At 71.8% G+C, this 18,655-nt stretch carries 17 protein-coding genes; 11 read left to right on the top strand and 6 right to left on the bottom strand.

The genetic code is table 11. The features are described from left to right. Positions 1–14 precede the first annotated feature (14 nt). From ACTWPV_RS40920 to ACTWPV_RS40910, 3 genes are all read right to left on the bottom strand, one after another. Positions 15–3,614 carry a WD40 repeat domain-containing serine/threonine protein kinase gene (locus tag ACTWPV_RS40920; RefSeq protein ID WP_443155909.1) on the bottom strand — a complete coding sequence of 1,200 codons (3,600 nt, stop codon included), beginning with the start codon at positions 3,612–3,614 and terminating at the stop codon, positions 15–17. A gap of 106 nt (positions 3,615–3,720) precedes the next feature. Further along, positions 3,721–4,275, bottom strand: a complete 555-nt coding sequence (locus ACTWPV_RS40915; RefSeq protein WP_347647047.1) for a GNAT family N-acetyltransferase — start codon at positions 4,273–4,275, stop codon at positions 3,721–3,723. Between the two features lie 9 nt (positions 4,276–4,284). After that, positions 4,285–4,797 carry a shikimate kinase gene (locus ACTWPV_RS40910; RefSeq protein ID WP_443155908.1) on the bottom strand — a complete coding sequence of 171 codons (513 nt, stop codon included), beginning with the start codon at positions 4,795–4,797 and terminating at the stop codon, positions 4,285–4,287. A gap of 37 nt (positions 4,798–4,834) precedes the next feature. Here ACTWPV_RS40910 and ACTWPV_RS40905 point away from each other — a divergent pair, with 37 nt between their 5' ends. Together ACTWPV_RS40905 and ACTWPV_RS40900 are read left to right on the top strand one after the other, a co-directional pair. Next, on the top strand, positions 4,835–5,116 hold the full coding sequence (locus ACTWPV_RS40905; protein ID WP_347647049.1) for a hypothetical protein: 282 nt from the start codon (positions 4,835–4,837) through the stop codon (positions 5,114–5,116). 13 nt (positions 5,117–5,129) lie between these two features. Further along, positions 5,130–5,513, top strand: a complete 384-nt coding sequence (locus ACTWPV_RS40900) for a ChaB family protein (RefSeq protein ID WP_347647050.1) — start codon at positions 5,130–5,132, stop codon at positions 5,511–5,513. Positions 5,514–5,675: 162 nt separating this feature from the next. Here the strand turns inward: ACTWPV_RS40900 and ACTWPV_RS40895 are convergent, their stop codons facing one another. The 3 genes from ACTWPV_RS40895 to ACTWPV_RS40885 form a co-directional block, all read right to left on the bottom strand. After that, positions 5,676–7,505, bottom strand: a complete 1,830-nt coding sequence (locus ACTWPV_RS40895) for a transketolase (protein WP_443155907.1) — start codon at positions 7,503–7,505, stop codon at positions 5,676–5,678. 88 nt (positions 7,506–7,593) lie between these two features. After that, positions 7,594–8,607, bottom strand: coding sequence for an SDR family oxidoreductase (locus ACTWPV_RS40890; protein ID WP_443155906.1), 1,014 nt, complete (start codon positions 8,605–8,607; stop codon positions 7,594–7,596). A gap of 7 nt (positions 8,608–8,614) precedes the next feature. Continuing rightward, positions 8,615–8,872 carry a hypothetical protein gene (locus tag ACTWPV_RS40885; protein WP_443155905.1) on the bottom strand — a complete coding sequence of 86 codons (258 nt, stop codon included), beginning with the start codon at positions 8,870–8,872 and terminating at the stop codon, positions 8,615–8,617. Positions 8,873–8,926: 54 nt separating this feature from the next. Here ACTWPV_RS40885 and ACTWPV_RS40880 point away from each other — a divergent pair, with 54 nt between their 5' ends. From ACTWPV_RS40880 to ACTWPV_RS40840, 9 genes are all read left to right on the top strand, one after another. After that, positions 8,927–9,979: a DNA topoisomerase IB gene (locus ACTWPV_RS40880; protein ID WP_443155904.1), complete on the top strand. Its 1,053-nt coding sequence runs from the start codon at positions 8,927–8,929 to the stop codon at positions 9,977–9,979. 43 nt (positions 9,980–10,022) lie between these two features. Further along, a complete protein-coding gene (locus ACTWPV_RS40875) occupies positions 10,023–10,271 on the top strand; it encodes a BON domain-containing protein (RefSeq protein ID WP_347647055.1) in 249 nt (82 codons plus the stop codon). After that, positions 10,255–10,995, top strand: a complete 741-nt coding sequence (locus ACTWPV_RS40870) for a metallophosphoesterase family protein (RefSeq protein WP_443155903.1) — start codon at positions 10,255–10,257, stop codon at positions 10,993–10,995. Before ACTWPV_RS40875 ends, ACTWPV_RS40870 begins: the two co-directional genes overlap by 17 nt. Positions 10,996–11,102: 107 nt before the next feature. Next, complete coding sequence (locus ACTWPV_RS40865; RefSeq protein WP_443155902.1) at positions 11,103–12,128, top strand: NAD(P)/FAD-dependent oxidoreductase; 1,026 nt, start codon at positions 11,103–11,105, stop codon at positions 12,126–12,128. 144 nt (positions 12,129–12,272) lie between these two features. Then, entirely contained in the window at positions 12,273–13,598 is a 1,326-nt protein-coding gene (locus tag ACTWPV_RS40860; protein WP_347647058.1) for an ABC transporter substrate-binding protein, read from the top strand. Then, positions 13,595–14,527, top strand: a complete 933-nt coding sequence (locus ACTWPV_RS40855) for a carbohydrate ABC transporter permease (protein WP_347647059.1) — start codon at positions 13,595–13,597, stop codon at positions 14,525–14,527. The genes ACTWPV_RS40860 and ACTWPV_RS40855 overlap by 4 nt, the downstream gene beginning before the upstream one ends. Further along, on the top strand, positions 14,524–15,390 hold the full coding sequence (locus ACTWPV_RS40850) for a carbohydrate ABC transporter permease (RefSeq protein ID WP_347647060.1): 867 nt from the start codon (positions 14,524–14,526) through the stop codon (positions 15,388–15,390). The genes ACTWPV_RS40855 and ACTWPV_RS40850 overlap by 4 nt, the downstream gene beginning before the upstream one ends. After that, positions 15,387–16,055 (top strand): hypothetical protein, encoded by a 669-nt coding sequence (locus ACTWPV_RS40845; protein ID WP_347647061.1) that lies wholly within the window; start codon positions 15,387–15,389, stop codon positions 16,053–16,055. The genes ACTWPV_RS40850 and ACTWPV_RS40845 overlap by 4 nt, the downstream gene beginning before the upstream one ends. Continuing rightward, positions 16,052–18,652, top strand: coding sequence for a GH116 family glycosyl hydrolase (locus ACTWPV_RS40840; protein WP_443155901.1), 2,601 nt, complete (start codon positions 16,052–16,054; stop codon positions 18,650–18,652). Before ACTWPV_RS40845 ends, ACTWPV_RS40840 begins: the two co-directional genes overlap by 4 nt. Positions 18,653–18,655: the final 3 nt, after the last annotated feature.

Here is an 18,655-nt window from a genome sequence, read left to right as displayed (position 1 = left end):
GGCTTGTCGTCGAGTCAGCAGATGTCTCTGTAGCCGCTCTCCGGGATCAGGCGGCTCCACTCCTCCTCGCTCAGCGGGCCGTCGGCTCTGGCGCACACCTCCTGCGCCGTGAGCGCGGGATCGACCGGGGTCTCGCGAACGGTGCCGTCGAGTGCCACCCCGCGCAGCCGCCTGCCGTCCTGGCTGAACGCCGGCCCGGCGGCCCAGGATCCCAGCTCGCCGACCTCGCGCAGCGTGCGCACGTCCCAGAGCGACGTGCGGGCGGCGTCGATCGCGAGCAGGTCGCCCTGCGGCGAGAAGCGCAGCTCGTCCACCGGTGTCGTGCCGGTGCCGATGGTGCCGCGCGGCTCGCGCTCGTGCACGTCCCAGAGGAGCACCCGGCCGCCCTCCAGCCCGAACGCCAGGGTGCGGCCGTCGGGGGAGAAGGCGAGGGCGGTCGGCGTGGTCCGGGCGTTCCGCGCCGCCGCGAGGTCGAGCGGGGTGATCCCGCCGGTACGGAGATCGAGCAGGTTGGCGCCCGCGGCCAGCGTCGAGCCGTCGGGGGAGAAGGCCAGCGCCGGGTCTCCCGCGCCCTCGTACACCTTGATCCGCCGCCCCTCGCGCACGTCCCACGTCTCCAGGGTGCTGCCGCGGGCGGTGGCCAGCGTGCCGCCGTCGGGGGAGAGCGCCACGGCGACAACGTCGCCGCCCGCGTCGATGGAGGTCACCTGCCTGGCGCCGGCCACCTCCCACACGGTCACGGGGTCGCCCGTGACGGCGAGCAGGCGCCCGCCCGCGTCGAAGGCCAGGTCGCCGGCGGCGGCGATCCGGCCGAGCGTCCTGCCCGCGACGGTGTCGGTGAGCTCGATCGCGTCGCCGACCTCCTTGGCGGCGAACCGGCCGTTGCCGCTGAAGGTGGCGGTGCGGCCCGCGTCGGAGGGGGCGGGGAGACCTGCGACGTCCAGCGAGACGACCGAGCCGGTGCCGCTCAGGTAGCGCAGGCTGCGCCCGTCCGGGGAGAACGCCAGGCCCTGCCCGGGAGCCTTGAGCGGGTAGGAGCCGGAGACCCGGCGTTCGGCCACGTTCCAGACCCGCACCTCACCGGCGCCCGGCAAAGCCAGCAGGCGGCCGTCCGGGCTGAAGACGGGCGGGCCGTCCAGCGGGCCATCCACCGTGCCCAGGGCCAGGGTGCCGGTCTCGGTCGGTGCCCGCTGCTCCTCCGCACGGAACATCTCCGCGCCGTTCTCGGGGCTGGGACTCCTGACCCTGTCCACACCGCCAGGCGTCGTGCCCTCATCGCCGGGCACCTTCACCTGCGAGAACCGCGCACTGTCCGCACCCGGCCGCCCGCCGCCGGGAAGGGCACCGGTGGAGGGACGTCCGTCGCCCGCCGCCGGCGGTTTCTCGACCGAGGAGGGCCGGGTGGAGGGCGGGGAGGAAGGCAGGGCGGAGGGGTGCGAGGACGGCGGGGTGGAGGGCAGGGTGGAAGGCGGGGTGGAAGGCGCAGGGGACGCCGGGGCCGTGGCGGTGGTCAGCGGCGCGGAGGGCTGGGAGCGCGGTGTACGGGCGGTGTCGCGGCCGGCGGCGACGAGCGTGACCCCCTCGCGCCCCGCCACGGCCAGCGTGGTCCCGTCGGGGCTGAACGCGAGGGCGGGCGCCGCGGCGTCCGGGCCGGTGAGCGGCTGGACCTCGATCGTCCCCGTCCGGGCCTTCGGCGCCAGCTCCCAGATCTCGACCCGCCCGTCCAGCCGGGAGAACGCCGCCCTTGACCCGTCGCGGGCGAGCGCCACCGTGCGGTCGGCGACGTCGAACAGCACCTGCGACCCCCGGTAGACCCGCGTCCTGCCGGCTCCGGCGATCGCGAACGTGGCGGCCGGGGACGGCGGCCGGCCGGTCGCCACGTCGAACGGCCGCCCACCCGCCCCCTCGGCGTGGCGCCCGTCGTCGCTCAGCGCCACGATCCCCGCCGGCAGCCGGTACGAGGCGAGCCGCCGCCCCCGGGCCACGTCCCAGACGGTGACCGTGCCGGTGTCCCACCGGACCAGCTCGTCCCCGCGCAGCAGGTAGCGGGCGCGCAGGTCGGCGGCCGGGTCGGTGAACACGCCCAGCTCCGGCTGGACGAGCGAGGCCTGCAGCGCGGCCCGCGCCTCGAAGACGGGTGACAACCGCCAGGCGGCCACGCTGAGCCGCATCGCCGTGCGCGGGTCGCTCGACCGCATCGCCTCGGCCCTGGCGGCCACGGACCGCGCGTCGGCGTCGAGGAGCCGGTCGCGCAGGTCGTACTGGCCGTACACGGACACCACGGACATCGTCACCGCCGCGGCCAGCAGCGCGCCGAGCGTCGCCACGGAGGGGGCGAGGAGCTTCCTGCGCTGCTTGGACAGGGCCACGCTGTCGTTGATGAAGTCGCGTTCGAGCTGGTTGAGCCGCAGGTGGCGGCGCTTGGTCGCGGCCCAGCCGAGCGCCGAGTCGAGGGCCTTGCCGCGCATGAGCCGGCTTCGGCCCCGCTGGTGCTCCGACCACTGCCGGGCGGCCACCCGGATCCGGCGGTGCACGTGCATGCTCTCGCGCTCGTCCGCGGCCCAGCCGCGCAGCCTGGGCCAGGCGCGGTAGAGGGCGGCGCTGGCCGGGGCCACCCGGTCGTCGCTGAGGGCCACGAGCTTGCCCATGGACGTCTCGACCGGCGCCACGCGCACGCTCCGGCGTACCAGCAGGCCGGCGTCCATGAGCGGGCCGAGCACCTCGCCCTCGTCGTGCGGGTTGTCGCCGTCGAGCAGGCGCAGCAGCAGCCCGGGCACCTCCTCCTGCTGCCGGGGCGTGAGCGACTGGTAGACCTCCTCGGCCACCTCGCCGAGCGAGCGCGGGCGCGCGTGGCCTTCCGGGGGGCGAAGCACCTCTCCTGCCCCGATCAGCAGCTCGGCCGCCGCGGGCCGGTCGGCGGGATCCTTGGCCAGGGCCCGTCCGACCAGGTCGCGCAGGGGTTCGGGCAGGTCGCTCAGGTCGGGGTCGAAGGTGAGCAGCCGGTGCATGATGCCGCCCAGGCTCTCGCCGCGGAACGGATCGCGCCCGGTGGCCGCGTACACCACCACCGCGCCCCAGGCGAACACGTCGGCCGGCGCGCCCGCCTCCTCCCCGGTCAGGACCTCGGGAGCGAGGTAGGTGCACGTCTCGCCCACCGGCCGGCAGGAGGGAAGGCCGAGCTCGATCACCTTGAGACCCCCGGCGGCCAGGAGCACGCATTCCGGGTTGATCCCCTGGTGCGTCAGCTTCTCCTCGTGCAGCGCGTCGATCGCGGCCCCCAGCGAGCCGGCCAGCGCCAGCAGCTCGTCGCGTTCGTACGGCCCGTGCAGGGCGATCGCCTGCCGCAGGTCGGGCCCGTCGACGAACTCGCTCACCACGTAGGGGACACCGCCGTCGACCCCCGCGTCGACCACCTCGGCCAGGTGGCGGCAGGTCACCCGCTCGAACCGGCGCCCCGCCTCGCCCCGCGACTCGGGCGCCGCCTCGCCGCGCGGCACCGTGACGGCGAACCTGCGCCCGTCGTCGTCGTAGGCGTCGTAGACGACGCCGCGCCCGCCCGCGCCGAGCCTGGCGGCCAGCCAGTAGCCGCCAAGCCTCTCGGGGTCACCAGGCACCAGGCGCATCGTCACTGAGGCTTAGATGCACGACACCGTCCAATGGTTGTCCGAAATGACGCGACAGGTCCCCCGCGCGCCTCGGGGGACCCATGCGTCATGATCATTATGCCAGGGTTCCGGATCTTGCCTGCCACCCGGGGCGGAGCATCGCCATGATCACGCAGTCGTGCCATGCGCCGCCCCACAACAAGGAGTCACGTTTCACGCCCTCCTCCACGAAGCCGATCTTCTTGTAGACGTGTCGTGCGCGGTCGTTGAAAGCGTAGACCTCCAGCGCGATCCGGTGCAGTGGGGTCGTGCCGAAGGCGTGTCCGAGGACCAGCTCGATGGCCTCCGTGCCGTAGCCCCTGCCGAACGCCCGGGGGCCGATCAGCGCGATGCGCAGGTTGCACGACAGGTTGGCGCGGTCGAGGGCGTTGAGGACCACCTCGCCCGCGTAACCGTCGCCGGTCATGATCGCCAGGTCGAGCCGGTCGGCGTGCTGCGCCCGGCTCGCGCACCACCGGCGGGCGCCCTCGAAGTCGAACTCGCCGTGCGAGCCGGTCAGCCGCCGCACCTCCGGGTCGCGAACCAGCTCGTACAGGCCTTCCGCGTGCTCGGGACCGACCGGGCGCAGCGTCACGCGCGCGCCCTCCAGGACGGGTTTCTCGGCGAACATCTCCCTTGCCTATCGGTCGCGATCACCGGCGGGCAAACCCATTTCCCGCACAACCTTGTCGCGCACCTGCTCGGGGCTGAGCTCGCTGACGTCGCACACCGTGTCCGCCACCTCACGGAAATAGCCCTCGCGGCGGGCTCGCATGGCCGCCGGGTCGAAGTCGGGACGGTGGTCGCTCGAACGCATCCGCTCGGCCAGCACCTTGTCGGGGGCGTCGACCCAGACCACGAACGCGGCCCGCAATGCCGCCCGGACCTCGGGGTCCTCGACCGTGCTCGCCGCCGCCGCGATCACCTTGGGCGGGCTGGCCAGTTCGCGCAGCACGTGCTCGGCCTCGTAGAGGTGCAGCGCGGCCGCGCCCTCGCGGGCGGCGATCTGCGCGGCGGTGCCGCCGTACCTCGACTTCAGAAACGGATCGCTGTCGCTGAACTCCCGCCCCAGCGCCTCGGCGATCAGCACGCCCGCCGTCGTCTTGCCCGATCCCATGAGCCCGATCACCACGACTGGTTTGTTTTTCGACATGTGGATAGAGGTCCTTCGTGTTAAGGAGGTAAATCAGATGACCATCGCCGGAAGCATCATCCTCATCATGCTCGGTGCGATCCTCACCTGGGCCGTCGAGTTCGACCTCGCCGGTCTCGACATCAACGTAGTGGGTCTGGTCCTCATGCTCGGAGGCCTGGTCGGACTCGGGTTCGGCATCTACCGGATCAGCGTCACCCGCCGGGCGGTCGGCCCCATCGACGAGCCGGTCCACCGTCACGAGATCTACGAGGAGCCCGAGGCCAGGAGGACGACCGTCTACGAAGAACGGCGTCACTACGACGAACCACCGCTGTAGGAGGTGAAGCGACATGCCAGCAGTCGAAGAACTGCCGTCGACCATCAGGCGCTCGCCGAAGAAGGCACAGAACACGTGGATCAAGGCGCACGACTCGGCAGTGCAGGAGTACGGCGAGGGGCGGCGCGCCCACATGACGGCGTTCGCGGCGCTGAAGCACTCCTTCGAGAAGGTCGGCGACCACTGGGAGCCGAAGTCGAAGAAGGGTCCTTCCGACAAGGGCGCCACGGACCGGTCCGGCAGGACGGCCGAGGGCGTCGACGCCAACGCCAGCAAGGAACACCTGCAGGGCGTGGCCGCCAAGCTGGGCGTGCGCGGCCGGTCGAAGATGACCAAGCAGGAGCTGGTGTCGGCGATCAAGAAGGCCAACAGGAAGGCCACGGCGAAGGCTCGCTGACCGGCGCGCAGTCCGGAGGCGGCCGGCTCGTCACGAGGCCGGCGGGAGAGGGAGGCGGCACCGCGCCACCCCCTCGACCGCCGGCCTTTCCATGCCCCGCCTAACACCCGGCCGCCCGGCCGCGCGAGCACCCGGCCGCGCGAGCAGCTCGGCCTGAGCGGGTCACAGCACCCGCTTGACGGCCTCCACGATCGCGCGGCGGTCGATGCCGGCGTCGGCGAGCTGCTCCTCCGGTTTGGCGGACCCCGGCAGCCCGGTCACGGCCAGCTTCACCACTCGCGGCCCGAGCTCGCTGACGGCGTCCAGCACCGCGTCGCCCAGCCCGCCTTCGAGCCGGTGGTCCTCCACGGTGATCAGGTTGCCCGTGGTGGTGGCCGCCTCCACCAGCACCGCCGAGTCGACCGGCTTGACCGAGTACAGATCGATCACTCCCACGGGGACTCCCGCCGTCTCCAGCTCGCCGGCCGCCGCCAGCGCCTCGTGCACGGTCACCCCGGCGGCCACGATCGTGGCCCGGTCGCCGCTCGACTGCCGCAGCACCCGTGACCCGCCGACGGGGAACCGCTCGCCCGGCGGATAGATCACGGGCGTGCTGCCGCGCGTGGTCCTCAGGTAGGACACGCCCTCGACGCCGGCCATCTCGGCGATCAGCGAGGCGGTCTGGTTGGCGTCGCACGGGTAGAGCACGGTGCTGCCGTACAGGGCCCGCATCATGGCCAGGTCCTCCAGCCCCATCTGCGAGGGGCCGTCCTCGCCGATCGACACCCCGGCGTGCGACCCGATCAGCCGGATCGACGCCCGGCTGACCCCGGCCATCCTGATGAAGTCGTGCGCCCTGGTCAGGAACGCGGCGAACGTGGCGGCGTACGGGATCCATCCGCGGATCTGCATCCCGACGGCGGCGGCGACGAGCTGCTGCTCGGCGATGTACATCTCGAAGAACCGCTCGGGGAAGCGCTGCGCGAAGGACTCGGTCCTGGTGGAGTCGGCCACCTCGCCGTCCAGCGCCACGACGTCGCCGCGGGCCGCGCCGAGCGCCGCCAGCGCCTCCCCGTACGCCGTCCGCGTCGCGACCTGCTCGCCCACCTCGTACGCGGGCGGCTCCAGCGGGCCGGAGCCGAACCGGTACGGCTCGGCGGCCGCGTCCGGCCTGCGCACGGTGACGCGTACGTCCCGCGGCCCGCCCAGCTCGTCGACGGCCTTGTCGGCGTCCTTGAGCGGCTTGCCGTGGGCGCCCTCGCGGTTCTCGACCTCCAGCACGCCCTCGCCCTTGCGGGTCTTGGCCAGGATGGCGGTGGGGCGCCTGCGCGTCTTGCAGGCGTCCTGCAGAGCGAAGTCGATCTCCCCGGGGTCGTGCCCGTCGATCTCGATCGTGTGCCAGCCGAACGCCGAGAAGCGCCGCGCGTACGCGCCCGTGTCCCACCCGTGCCGGGTGGGTCCCCTCTGCCCGAGCCTGTTGACGTCGACGATCGCGGTCAGGTTGGCCAGGCCCTCGCCGCCCGCGTGCTCGGCGGCCTCCCAGATGGACCCCTCGGCGAGCTCGCTGTCGCCGCAGAGCACCCACACCCGGTACGGCATGCGTTCCAGCCGCCCGGCCATCGCCACCCCGACGCCCACCGGCAGCCCCTGCCCGAGCGAGCCGGTGGCCACGTCCACCCAGGGCAGCCGAGGTGTCGGGTGCCCTTCCAGCCGGCTGCCGCGCCGCCTGAACGTCAGGAGCTCCTCGTCCCCGATGACACCTGCCGCCTTGTACAGCGAGTACAGCAGGGGAGAGGCGTGCCCCTTGGACAGGATCACGTGGTCGTTGGCCGGGTTGTCCGGCTGGTCGAAGTCGTAGCGGAGGTGTCTCGCGAACAGCACGGCCATCAGGTCGGCCGCGGACATGGATGACGTGGGATGTCCCGAGCCGGCCGCGGCGGCGGCGCGGACGGAGTCGACGCGCAGCTGTGCCGCCAGCTCCGCCAGGAACTGCAGATCGTGTTCGACCATCATGACCTCCTGGAGAGTTTCGGCCCGCCCTACCCCCGCCGCCTCGCTCGACGCGGGCGGCCCCCGTCGTCTGTGGTGCTGTCGTGGACGGTCAGCGCCGCAGGCGCCGGCCGAGGGTGGCGAGGGCGCCGGCGGCCGTGCCCGCGGCCAGCGTGAGCAGGACCGGCCGGCGGTGCCGGGAGAGCCAGACCTGGGGACTGCGCGCGTGGGAGCGCTGGTCGAAGATGCCGTGGGCGCCGTAGTCCGTCGTCTCGTCGGCCGGGTCCCAGAGGTTGGACACGCCGCTGGGGGGCTTCTCGTCGGTCTGCTGCGAGCTCACTCCCGTCCGTGCCAGATAGCGGTCCACCAGGGCCGGGGCCACGCGCTGGGCCAGGAGGGTGGCCGCGGTGCTCATTCCCACCCAGTACTCCTTGCGCTCCGGGTGCTCGGCGGCGTACACGATCGCCCGCGCCGCGACCTCGGGCTGGTAGATCGGGGGGACCGGCTGGGGGTGGCGGCGGAGTTTGGACAGCACCCACTCGAACTGGGGGGTGTTGACTGCGGGCAGCTGGACGAGCGTGACCTGGATGTCGCTCCCGTCCGCCAGCAGCTCCGTGCGGACCGATTCCGAGAAGCCCTTGATCGCGTGTTTGGCGCCGCAGTAGGCCGACTGCAGCGGGATGCCGCGCTGGGACAGCGCCGAGCAGGTCTGGACGACGGCGCCGGTGCCGCGCGGCCGCATCAGGTCGAGGGCCACCTTGGTGCCCCAGACGTAGCCGAGGTAGGTGACGGCCGTCGTACGGCTGAACTCCTCAGGGGAGATGTCCTGAAATTTCGCGAAGACGGAGGAGAAAGCGGTGTTGATCCACACCGAGATGGGGCCCATCTCCGCCTCGATCTTCTCAGCGGCCTTGCGTACCTCGTCATAGTCCGCCACGTCCGCCTCGTAGACCTGCCCGCTGCCTCCCTCGACCCCCACGTCCACCGCTGCCGCGCCCAGCCCGGCCGTGCCTCTGGCGATCAGGGCCACCCTGGCCCTCCGCCGCCCGAGCTCGCGGACGACCGCACGCCCGACCCCGCCACTCGCGCCCGTCACCACCACTACGCGCCCGCTCAACTGCGCCATGTCGGGATCAGCCCGCCTCTCCGTCGCTCCGCTGCTTCTGGCGGCGTACGGCCAGCGTGATGTCGATCACCGTGAGCACCGCCAGCACGGCTGCGATGCCCGTCATGACCGGGGCGCCCGCGATGAGCCCGAGCACCGCGACCGCGAACAGGAACACCAGCAGGAACGAGCCCACCCTGATGTGCATCACGTCGCGAGGGGTGGCGGGCACCATGGCGTGACCTCTGCTGGACTTCTCCTCGTGCCACTCTCCGTGTTCAGACATGCCGCTCACCTGCCCGTCCCGTTTGCGAGGTAACGTCCTGGGTAGCCGTGCCCGGTGCCCGAGCCTGACCAGAACGTGGACCCGCGACCCCGCGCCGGCGGTCCCGACCTGCGGCCCAGCGACCAGAACGAGCCGGGGATCGTACGACGGCGGTGCGGCCGGGGATTCTCCTACGTGGCCCCGGACGGCGGGCCGGTGCGCGACCGCGCCACGGTGGAGCGGATCAAGGCGCTGGCGATCCCGCCGGCCTGGAAAGACGTGTGGATCTGCGCCTCGCCCGACGGGCACCTGCAGGCGGTCGGCACGGACGCGGCAGGGCGCAGGCAGTACCGCTACCACGACGTCTGGCGGGAGCAGCAGGACCGGGAGAAGTTCGACCGGGTGCTGGAGGTGGCCGAGCGGCTGCCCGCGTTCAGGAAGGCCGTGGACGACCAGCTCCAGGGCCGCGGCCTGACCCGGCGGCGGGTGCTGGCCGCCGCCGCCCGCCTGCTCGACATCGGCTTCTTCCGCATCGGCGGCGAGAGCTACGACACCTACGGGCTGGCCACGCTGAGGATGGAGCACGTCACCTGCGCCCGCGGCGTGGTCGTCTGCTCCTACCAGGCCAAGGGCGACGTCGCCCGCGAGGTCGAGCTGGCCGATCCCGGGGCGTGCCGGGTGCTCAGGTCGCTCAAGGCGCTCGGGGAGGACGGTGAGTTGCTGCGCTACCGGCACGCGGGCGGCTGGAGCGACATCAGGAGCGAGGACATCAACGACTACCTGCGCCAGATCATCGGGTACGAGGTCACGGCCAAGGACTTCCGCACCTGGCACGCCACGGTGCTGGCCGCCGTGGGGCTGGCGGTGTCCGGGCCGGCCGGCGCGGAGGGGCGGACGAAGAAGCAGAAGGCGATCGTGCGCGTCATGCGCGAGGTCGCCGAGTACCTGGGCAACACCCCCACCGTGGCGCGCGCCTCGTACGTGGATCCGCGCGTGGTCGAGGCGTACGAGCGGGACAGGACCATCGCGGCGGTGCTGACCGAGCTCGGGGCGGACGCCGACTTCGGGCAGCTGGCCACGGCGGGCACGGTGGAACGGGCGGTCATAGACCTAATTCGTGCCGTTTGACCGGTTTATACCCGGGAATGCGGCGACAGGGAAGGAGACAGCGATGGAGGCTCCGCAGTACGTCGCGGCCCGCGTTCAGCAGGCGCTGGCCGAGGACGGGCGCACCAACGAGCTGGGCATCCGCGTGGACATCAGAGGCGACCAGCTGTTCCTGCGCGGTCAGGTGAGCGAGGCCGAGCAGCGCACGCGGCTCGGCCAGGTGGCGCACGAGACCGCGCCCGAGCTCCGCGTGCACAACGAGATCAACATCGTGGACGCCACCGAGCCAGGAGAGGATGAGCATCTTGACTGACCTGCGCATCGCCGCAGTGGGCGACATTCACCTGGGCGAGGACGGCAGGGGCCACTACCGGCGCAGGCTGGAGGGCATCGAGGAGCGCGCCGACGTGTTCATGCTCGCGGGCGACCTCACCAGGCACGGCACGCTGCAGGAGGGAAAGGTGGTGGCCGACGAGCTGCGCGACCTGCCGATTCCGGCCGTAGCCGTGCTCGGCAACCACGACTACCACTCCGACCTGCAGGACGAGATCGCAGATGAGCTCCGCGACGCCGGGGTGATCGTGCTCGACGACGACGGCGTCGTGCTCCAGTGCGGTGACACGAAGCTGGGGGTCGTCGGCGGGAAGGGCTTCGGCGGCGGGTTCGCCGGCAAGTGCGCCAGCGAGTTCGGCGAGCGCGAGATCAAGAACTTCGTCGCCCACACCCGCTCCATCGCCGAGGCGTGGAAGGTCGCGCTGAAGGAGATCGTGGCCGACGAGCGCGTGGTGCTGTCGCACTACTCGCCCGTCAAGGAGACGCTGGAGGGCGAGCCTCCGGAGATCTACCCCTTCCTCGGCAGCTATCTCCTGGCGGAGGCCGTCGACACGGCCGGCGCGGACCTGATCCTCCACGGGCACGCGCACAAGGGCAGCCCGAAGGGCATGACGCCGGGCGGCATCCGGGTGCGCAACGTGGCCCTGCCGGTGCTCGGCCGGGCGTACGGCGTTTACTGCCTCGAATGCGAGAACGGGTTCTGACCCGCAGGGTGGACAGATGCGATGGAGCCATCGCGCTCGACAGGCCGAGTCCTCCGGTGGCCGAAATCCGGTGTCGCGGCGATGCCCCCACCTGCTAGAACGCTGGAATGACAGATCGCAGCATCGTCGTGGTCGGCGCCGGCATCGTCGGGGCGTCACTGGCGTACCACCTGGCCGGGCACGGACGACCCGTCACGTTGATCGATGCGGGCCTGCCTGGTTCGGGCGCCACCCGCGCTTCGTTCGCCTGGATCGGACGACCGGCCGTCAGCGACCTGCCCTCGGCGCCGCTGCGCTATCTCGCACTGGACGAGTACCGGCGGCTGGAGACGGAGCTTCCCGGACTGTCGATCCGCTGGTCGGGCTCGATCAGCTGGGACGGCTTCGACGAGGGCCCGGGGGCGCGCACCGACGACGTCGGAGCGCTGGAACCGCATCTGCTCCATCCGCCGGCCGAGGCCGTCCATAGTCCGGAAGATGCGGCGTTCGACCCGGTCGCGGCGACCGAACTCCTGGTCGCCGCCGCACGAAACCGAGGCGCGCGGTTGCTGACGGGCGTGCTGGCGACTGCCCTCGACCACCAGGCGGGCACGGTGAGCGGCGTCCGGACGACCGCCGGAACCGTTCCCGCTGAGACCGTCGTCCTGGCCGCCGGTACCGGCACGGTGGCCCTGTGCTCGGGGATCGGCATCGACCTGCCCGTCGAGCCGTCGCCCGCTGTCCTTGTCCGGTTGCGCGCGACGCCGGGCCTGGTCCGGACGATCGTCGCGACGCCGTCACTGGAGGTCCGGCAGCTCGACGACGGCACGGTCCTCGCCCCCGTGGCGTACGGCGGGGAGACGGACCAGGCCGCGCTGCTCGGGACCGCCCGGCGTGCCCGCGACCGGTTCGCTGCTTCCTTCGCCGGCGCCGCCGACACGAAGATCGTCTCCGGCGAGATCGGCTGGCGCCCCATGCCTGCCGATGGCGAACCGGTCATCGGCCGCCCCGCCGGCACCCGGGGTCTGTACATCACCGTGATGCACTCGGCGATCACCCTGGCCGCCGCAGCCGGCCGCCTTGCCGCTTCCGAGATCCTCGCCGGCTTGCCGGCCCCCGAGCTCGCCGGTTGCCGGCCGGACCGGTTCCGCTGAGTTCCCCAGCGACGACCTGACCGTGCGATGCGTTCCTGCCCGAGGGCGCCGCGGCTTGGCGCAACGCTCTATTGACGGCCCTGTTCAACTTCTCTAGGCTGTCGGAAATCGATTTCCCCGTCCGCTCCCGAAGGGACTCCCTCCATGGAGGAAACCACCGGCGGGCCGGCCGTCGGACCGCCCGGCGGCCGGGGAGGCGACCCGACCAGGCGCGGCGTGCTCAAGGCCGCGGCAGCCGCGGCGGCGCTCCCCATACTGACCACCGCGTGCGGCGGGACCGGCGAGGGCACGCTGACCTTCGTCTACATGGGGGACGCCAACCAGCAGGCGCAGTTCCGTGCGCTGTTCACCGAGTTCAACAAGGTCAACCCGAACATTCGACTGGTCGCGCAGGCCATCCCCGCCGGCAACTGGGCCGTGTTCGCCAACACCGTGGCGACGCGGATCGCGGGCGGATACGTTCCCGACATCATCCAGGTCGCCACCGAGGGGCAGCGCATCTTCGCCTCGAAGGGACTGCTCGAACCGCTCGACCCCTACATCAAGGCGGACCAGAAGATCGTCGACGACTACTTCGCCGACATCGATCCCAACCTGATCGACTGGAACACCCGCTATGCCTCCCACGACGGCCGTACGTACTACATGCCCGGCGGGTACAACACCGTGGTCCTCTACGCCAACACCGAGGTGTTCGCCCGTGCCGGCGTCGAACTGCCCGAGGACGGCAAGTGGACCTGGGACGAGTTCCGGGCCGCCGGCGAGCGCGTCAAGGCCGCGACGGGCGCCTTCCTCGTCCCCACCGACCTGAGCTATTTCGGCGGCATCATGCCGTGGCTGGCCACGAACGGCGCCAGCACATTCGACGCCACCTGGCGGCGGCCGACGTTCGACAGCCCCGAGGCGATCGAGGCGGTGACCTTCGTCAAGGGCCTCATCGACGCGGGTCTCGCGCCCAAGCCGGGAGGTCAGTTCGACGCGGCGACCGCGCTGGCCCAGGGCAAGCTGGCGACGCTCAACGGCGGCCGGTGGCCCGTCATCGACCTGCGCCGGCTCGGCATCGTCGGCAAGACACTGGTGGTCTCGTTTCCGACCAGGCGGACCGACGGCTCCCCGGTGGGCTGGGACGGCTGGCCCATCACTCGAGATTCGAAGAACAAGCAGGAGGCGTGGACCTTCATCAAGTTCCTGATCTCCAAGCAGGCGGCCACGTTCTTCGCGTCGATCGGCGGCACCATCGTCCCCGCACGCAGGTCCGTCGCCGAGGGCCCCGCGTTCACCGGCAACGCCTCCGAGCGCAGCGAGCGTCTGGCGGAGGCGATCTCGTACGCGACGCCGATCCCCTCCCCCGACCGCGGCCCGGAGGCGCAGAAGATCATCGAGGAGGCGTGGCTGAAGGTGTTGAGCGGCAACGGAGAGCCGGCTGCGACGCTCGCCGAGGCCAACCGGCAGTTGGGCGGGCTGCTGTGACCGCGCCGACTCTCGCCTCCGGCCGGATCTCCTCCGGCGGAGCGCGGCGGGCCGCCCGGCCACGACGGTCACTCGCCGGATACGTCTTCATCAGCCCGGCCCTGCTGCTCTTCCTGATCTTCGTGGCCGGCCCGCTGGTCTTCGCGTTCGCCCTCAGCCTGTACTCCTGGGACCTGCTGACCCCCGCACGGTTCGTGGGATTCGCGAACTTCGCCAACCTGTTCGCGGACCCGCTGCTGATCAAGGCGCTCGGCACGACCTTCGCCTTCGCCTTCGCGTCCGTGGTCACGCACATTGTCGGCGGCCTGCTGCTGGCCGTGGCGGTGAACCGGATGAAGAACCGGGTGCTGTCCTACTTCGTGCGAACCGCGATCTTCTTTCCGTTCGTCATCTCCTGGGCGGCGGTTTCGCTGCTCTGGAAGTACGTCCTGGACCCGAACTTCGGGCTGGTGACCCACTATCTCGGGGTGCTCGGCATCACCGCGCCGTCGTGGTTCGCCGACCCCGCCTGGTCACTGCCGGCGATCATCGGCATCGACTTCTGGCACACCATCGGGTTCACCTTCATCATCATGCTGGCCGGACTCCAGGCCGTGCCGGAGCGGCTGGTGGAGGCGGCCCGGGTGGACGGGGCGAGCAGCTGGCACGTGTTCTGGCACATCACCGTGCCGATGATGTCGCCGACGCTGTTCTTCGCCACGGTGATCACGTTCATCGGCGCATTCCAGATCTTCGACCCGATGCAGATCATCACGCAGGGCGGACCGGACAACTCGACGATGAGCATCGTCATGTACCTCTACCAGACCGGGTTCGAGAGCTTCAGCGTCGGTTATGCCTCGACGGTCGCCGTGGTGGTCTTCATCGTGATCATGAGCGTCACGGCTTTCCAGTTCTGGATGTCGAAACGATGGGTGCACGAGCAGTGACAGCGACGACATCGACGACGGTGGGCACGCCACGGCGGAGGCGGTGGCGGACCGGCTCCGTGGTGATCGACGCGGCGCTGCTGGTCGTGGGGATCGTCATGGTGGCACCGCTGGTCTGGCTGGTCAGCAGCAGCCTGACCGCGGCCGGCCAGGCGTTCACCCTGCCGCCCAAGTGGATTCCGAGCCCTTTCACGCTCGACAACTTCGCCGAGGTGCCGGAGCTGCTGCCGTTCGGCCGGATGGCGATGAACTCGCTGGTGGTCGCCGTGACGGCCACCGCCGGGTCACTGTTCACCAGCGTGCTCGCGGCCTACGCGTTCTCCCGGCTGGAGTTCCGCGGCAGCCGCGTGATGTTCATCGCCATGCTCAGCGCGCTGATGGTCCCGCCGCAGCTCACGATCATCCCGGTGTTCCTGATGATGCGGAACCTGGGGCTGGTGGACACCCTGCCCGCGCTCTGGCTGCCCGCCCTGATCAACGTGTTCGCGATCTTCTTCCTGCGGCAGTACTTCAACACGATCCCGAGGGAACTGGACGACGCGGCGAAGATCGACGGAGCCGGTCACCTGTGGATCCTGTTCCGCATGCTGGTGCCGCTGTCGGGCCCGGCCCTGTCGGCGCTGGCCATCCTCGCGTTCGAGGCGTCGTGGAACAACTACTTCGCCCCGCTCATCCTGGTCTACAGCCCGGACAACATGACGCTCCCGCTGGGCCTGGTCACGCTGCAGAGCAGCTTCGGCACCAGCCCCACCGTGGTGGTCTTCGCGGCCATCACCATGGTGGTGCTGCCGGTGCTGATCCTCTTCCTGGCGTTCCAGCGCAGCTTCGCGGCCAGCATCGCGATCTCCGGGATCCGCGGATGAGCGGTGCGTCCCTGCCCCGGCTGTTCCGGGCCGCCTGGCCGTCCTTACCGGCGCTGCTCGCGGGCAGCGTCGCGGTCTGCGCCGGAGCGGCGGCCACCGCGCTGACCGGCCCCGGCCTGACACCGATCTCCGTGGCCGCCGCCGCCGTACTCATCGGCGCGCCCCTGGCCGCCCTCGTCCACCTCGCCGTGCGGATGTGGCACGGCGAGGAGCCCACCGTACGCGACTGGCTCGGCTGCCTGCGCTCCGCGCCCGCGCGCGGCGTCGCGGTGACGGCCGTTCCGGCGGGGATCGCCGCGCTGACGCTGGTCAGCCTGGAGGTCTGGGCGCAGTCCCGGCAGGCGTGGGTGCTGGTGCCGCTCGCGCTCGGCGGCGCCCTGACCGTGGTGACCGGGCTGGGCGCCTGCGTCGCACTCCCGCTGGCGCTGCACCGGCCGGAGCTGCGCGGCGCGCCTCTGTGGGCGGGTGCACTGCACCTGGTGGCCCGCAACCCGGTGAGGGTGCTGGCCGTACCGGCGGTGGCGGTGCTGGCGGCGCAGGCGGCCACCGGCCTGACCGCCTCGCTGCTGCTGCTCTTCCCTGCCCCCCTCGCCCTGGTGATGGTCGCGGCCGCCTTCACCTCGACCACGTCCGCACAACCGACCATGGGGAGGACCACCCGATGACCCCGTGCAACGCCGCCCGGCCGGATGCCGCCGCACCGCGACGCATCGAGCACGCCGACGGTCGCCACATCGCCATGCCGCTGGGCGGCATCGGGACGGGCAACGTCGCGCTCTGCGCCGACGGGGCGCTGCGCCAGTGGCAGCTCCACAACATCGGCAACCACAAAGGCGACCTGCCAGGGTCGTTCTTCGCGCTGCGCGCCACGCGGATCGAGCCGCCGCTGGACGAGGTGCGCGTACTCGCCGCTCCGCCAGTGGACGGGCCGGGCACGCCATTGGTCACGGACGACCACGTGCCCGGCTGGCAGCGAGACCTGCTGGCCCGCGAGCGCGGCGTGGAGGGGACGACCTTTGAGTCGACCTACCCGTTCGCGCGGATCGACTACCGCGACGCCTCGCTGCCGGTGCGGGTCTCCCTGGAGGCGTTCACCCCGCTGGTGCCGCTGGATGTGGCGCGTAGCTCGCTCCCCGCGGCCCTGTTCACCTTCACCCTGACCAACATCGACGACCTGCCGATCCACGGCCAGCTCGGCGCGACCCTGCAGAACGCCGTCGGCCACGACGGGGTCAGCCCCATCACCGGCACGGCCGGCCCCGGCTACGGCGGCAACACCAACCGGGTGCGCCGACACGGCGGGTGGACCGCCGTGGTGATGGAGAACGCCGGGCTGCCCGCCGCCCACCCGGGGGCCGGGCAGATGGTGCTCTGCGCCGACTCCGCCGCCGCGGGCGCGCTGCCGCAGTGGAGCGAGCCGGAGGAGTTCTTCGCGTACCTGCGGGGACGCGCGCCCGCGGTGGACGCCGCCCGGAGCCGGCACGTGCCATACCTGGCGGACACCATGGTCAGCGGACCCAACCCGGCGGAGGGTCCGAGCCCGGCCGGGCGCACCTGGAACGCGGGCCTGGCGGTGCCGTTCCGGCTGGCTCCGGGCGAGCGCGTCCAGATCCGGTACGTCATGACCTGGTGGTTCCCCAACCGCTACGTCAACTTCACCCAGTTCGGGCCGCAGCACACCGAATGGGGACCGACCCGGTTCTGGCTGGGCAACGCCTACGCCACCGCGTTCCCCGACGCGGTGGCGGTGGCGGAGCACCTCGGCGCGAACTGGGCGGACCTGGAGGCCGACTCGCGGGCCTGGACCGACACGCTGACCAGCGGCTCGCTGACCGCGGACACCGCCGAGCGGATGGCCGCGCAGGCCGCGATCATCCGCAGCCCGAGCTGCTTCCAGACCGCCGACGGCGCGTTCTTCGGGTTCGAGGGCGTGCAGGGGGCGTCGACCGTGATGTGGGCGGGCGACGTCGGCGGATCGTGCCCGCTCAACTGCACCCACGTGTGGAACTACGAGCAGGCGCTGGCCCGGCTGTTCCCCTCTCTGGAGCGGAGCATGCGGGAGACCGAGTTCGACGTGATGCAGGCCCCGGAAGGCTACATCCCGCACCGGGTGATCTCCCCGACGTACCTGCCCCAGCTCTGGGACGTCCTCATCGGCGGCCCGGAGGAGCCCGCGCTGGACGGCATGCTCGGCACGGTCCTGAAGACCTACCGCGAGGTACGGCAGGGCGCGGGCGAGGACTGGCTCCAGCGGTACTGGCCGAACGTGCGCAGGCTGCTCGACCACATCCGCGCGAAGTGGGACCCGGACGGCACCGGTGTGCTGCGCGGCATCCAGCCGAGCACCCACGACATCGACCTGTGCGGCGTGAACAGCTTCATGGGCACCCTGTGGCTGGCGGCGCTGCGGGCGGCCGAGGAGATGGCGCGGCTGACCGGCGAGCCGGACTTCGCGGCCGAGCTGCGAGGGTTGTTCGAGCGGGGCAGCGCCGCGTACGACGAGTTGCTGTGGAACGGCGAGTACTACACGCAGGTCCTGGAGCCGGGCGAGTCGCGGGAGTTCCAGTGGGAGTCGGGCTGCCTGGCCGACCAGGTGATCGGCCAGTGGTGGGCGCACCAGCTCGACCTGGGCTACCTGCTGCCGCGCGAGCACGTGCTCTCCGCGCTGCGCGCGGTGGTCCGGCACAACCTCCGCACCGGGTTCAAGGACTTCGACCACGTCTTCCGGGTGTTCGCCGACGAGGACGACACCGGCCTGCTGATGTGCACCTGGCCGGAGGGGGGACGGCCCGCGGTGCCGACCCGCTACGCCGACGAGGTGTGGACCGGGATCGAGTACCAGGTCGCCGCGCACTGCCTGTACGAAGGGCTGCAGGAGGAGGGCGACGCGATCCTCTCCGGCCTGTGGGCGCGCTACGACGGCAGCCGCCGCAACCCGTACAACAAGATCGAGTGCGGCGACCACTACGTGCGCGCGCTGGCCGGCTGGAGCGTCCTCGACGTGATCACCGGGCAGAGCTGGGACGCCACCACCGGCACGCTGCGCGTGGCGCTGCCGCCGGACGGGGGGTCGTGGCCGGTGGTGACCGGCACGGGCTGGGGCACGCTCCGCCGCAGCGGCGTGGCGGTGACGTTGGAGTGCGCGTCGGGCCGGTTCGACCTGAACCGCCTCGCCCTGGTCGGCCCGGACGGTGAAAGCGCCGGCGAGCACGCGCAGCCCGTCGTCGTGGCGCGTGGTGAGGAGCTGACCGTAGAAGTCTGAAAG

Source organism: Nonomuraea sp. KM88 (assembly GCF_052245635.1).
Lineage (GTDB): Bacteria > Actinomycetota > Actinomycetes > Streptosporangiales > Streptosporangiaceae > Nonomuraea.
The sequence above is the reverse complement of the archived record's forward strand: the minus strand, read 5'-3'. Positions and strand labels throughout refer to the sequence as shown.

Excerpts from the sequence above, each read along its gene's own strand:
- ACTWPV_RS40915 (WP_347647047.1), bottom strand. The coding sequence starts at position 4,275 with ATGTTCGCCGAGAAACCCGTCCTGGAGGGCGCGCGCGTGACGCTGCGC.
- ACTWPV_RS40910 (WP_443155908.1), bottom strand. The coding sequence starts at position 4,797 with ATGTCGAAAAACAAACCAGTCGTGGTGATCGGGCTCATGGGATCGGGC.
- ACTWPV_RS40905 (WP_347647049.1), top strand. The coding sequence starts at position 4,835 with ATGACCATCGCCGGAAGCATCATCCTCATCATGCTCGGTGCGATCCTC.
- ACTWPV_RS40900 (WP_347647050.1), top strand. The coding sequence starts at position 5,130 with ATGCCAGCAGTCGAAGAACTGCCGTCGACCATCAGGCGCTCGCCGAAG.
- ACTWPV_RS40895 (WP_443155907.1), bottom strand. The coding sequence starts at position 7,505 with ATGATGGTCGAACACGATCTGCAGTTCCTGGCGGAGCTGGCGGCACAG.
- ACTWPV_RS40890 (WP_443155906.1), bottom strand. The coding sequence starts at position 8,607 with ATGGCGCAGTTGAGCGGGCGCGTAGTGGTGGTGACGGGCGCGAGTGGC.
- ACTWPV_RS40885 (WP_443155905.1), bottom strand. The coding sequence starts at position 8,872 with ATGTCTGAACACGGAGAGTGGCACGAGGAGAAGTCCAGCAGAGGTCAC.
- ACTWPV_RS40875 (WP_347647055.1), top strand. The coding sequence starts at position 10,023 with ATGGAGGCTCCGCAGTACGTCGCGGCCCGCGTTCAGCAGGCGCTGGCC.
- ACTWPV_RS40870 (WP_443155903.1), top strand. The coding sequence starts at position 10,255 with ATGAGCATCTTGACTGACCTGCGCATCGCCGCAGTGGGCGACATTCAC.
- ACTWPV_RS40865 (WP_443155902.1), top strand. The coding sequence starts at position 11,103 with ATGACAGATCGCAGCATCGTCGTGGTCGGCGCCGGCATCGTCGGGGCG.
- ACTWPV_RS40860 (WP_347647058.1), top strand. The coding sequence starts at position 12,273 with ATGGAGGAAACCACCGGCGGGCCGGCCGTCGGACCGCCCGGCGGCCGG.
- ACTWPV_RS40845 (WP_347647061.1), top strand. The coding sequence starts at position 15,387 with ATGAGCGGTGCGTCCCTGCCCCGGCTGTTCCGGGCCGCCTGGCCGTCC.
- ACTWPV_RS40840 (WP_443155901.1), top strand. The coding sequence starts at position 16,052 with ATGACCCCGTGCAACGCCGCCCGGCCGGATGCCGCCGCACCGCGACGC.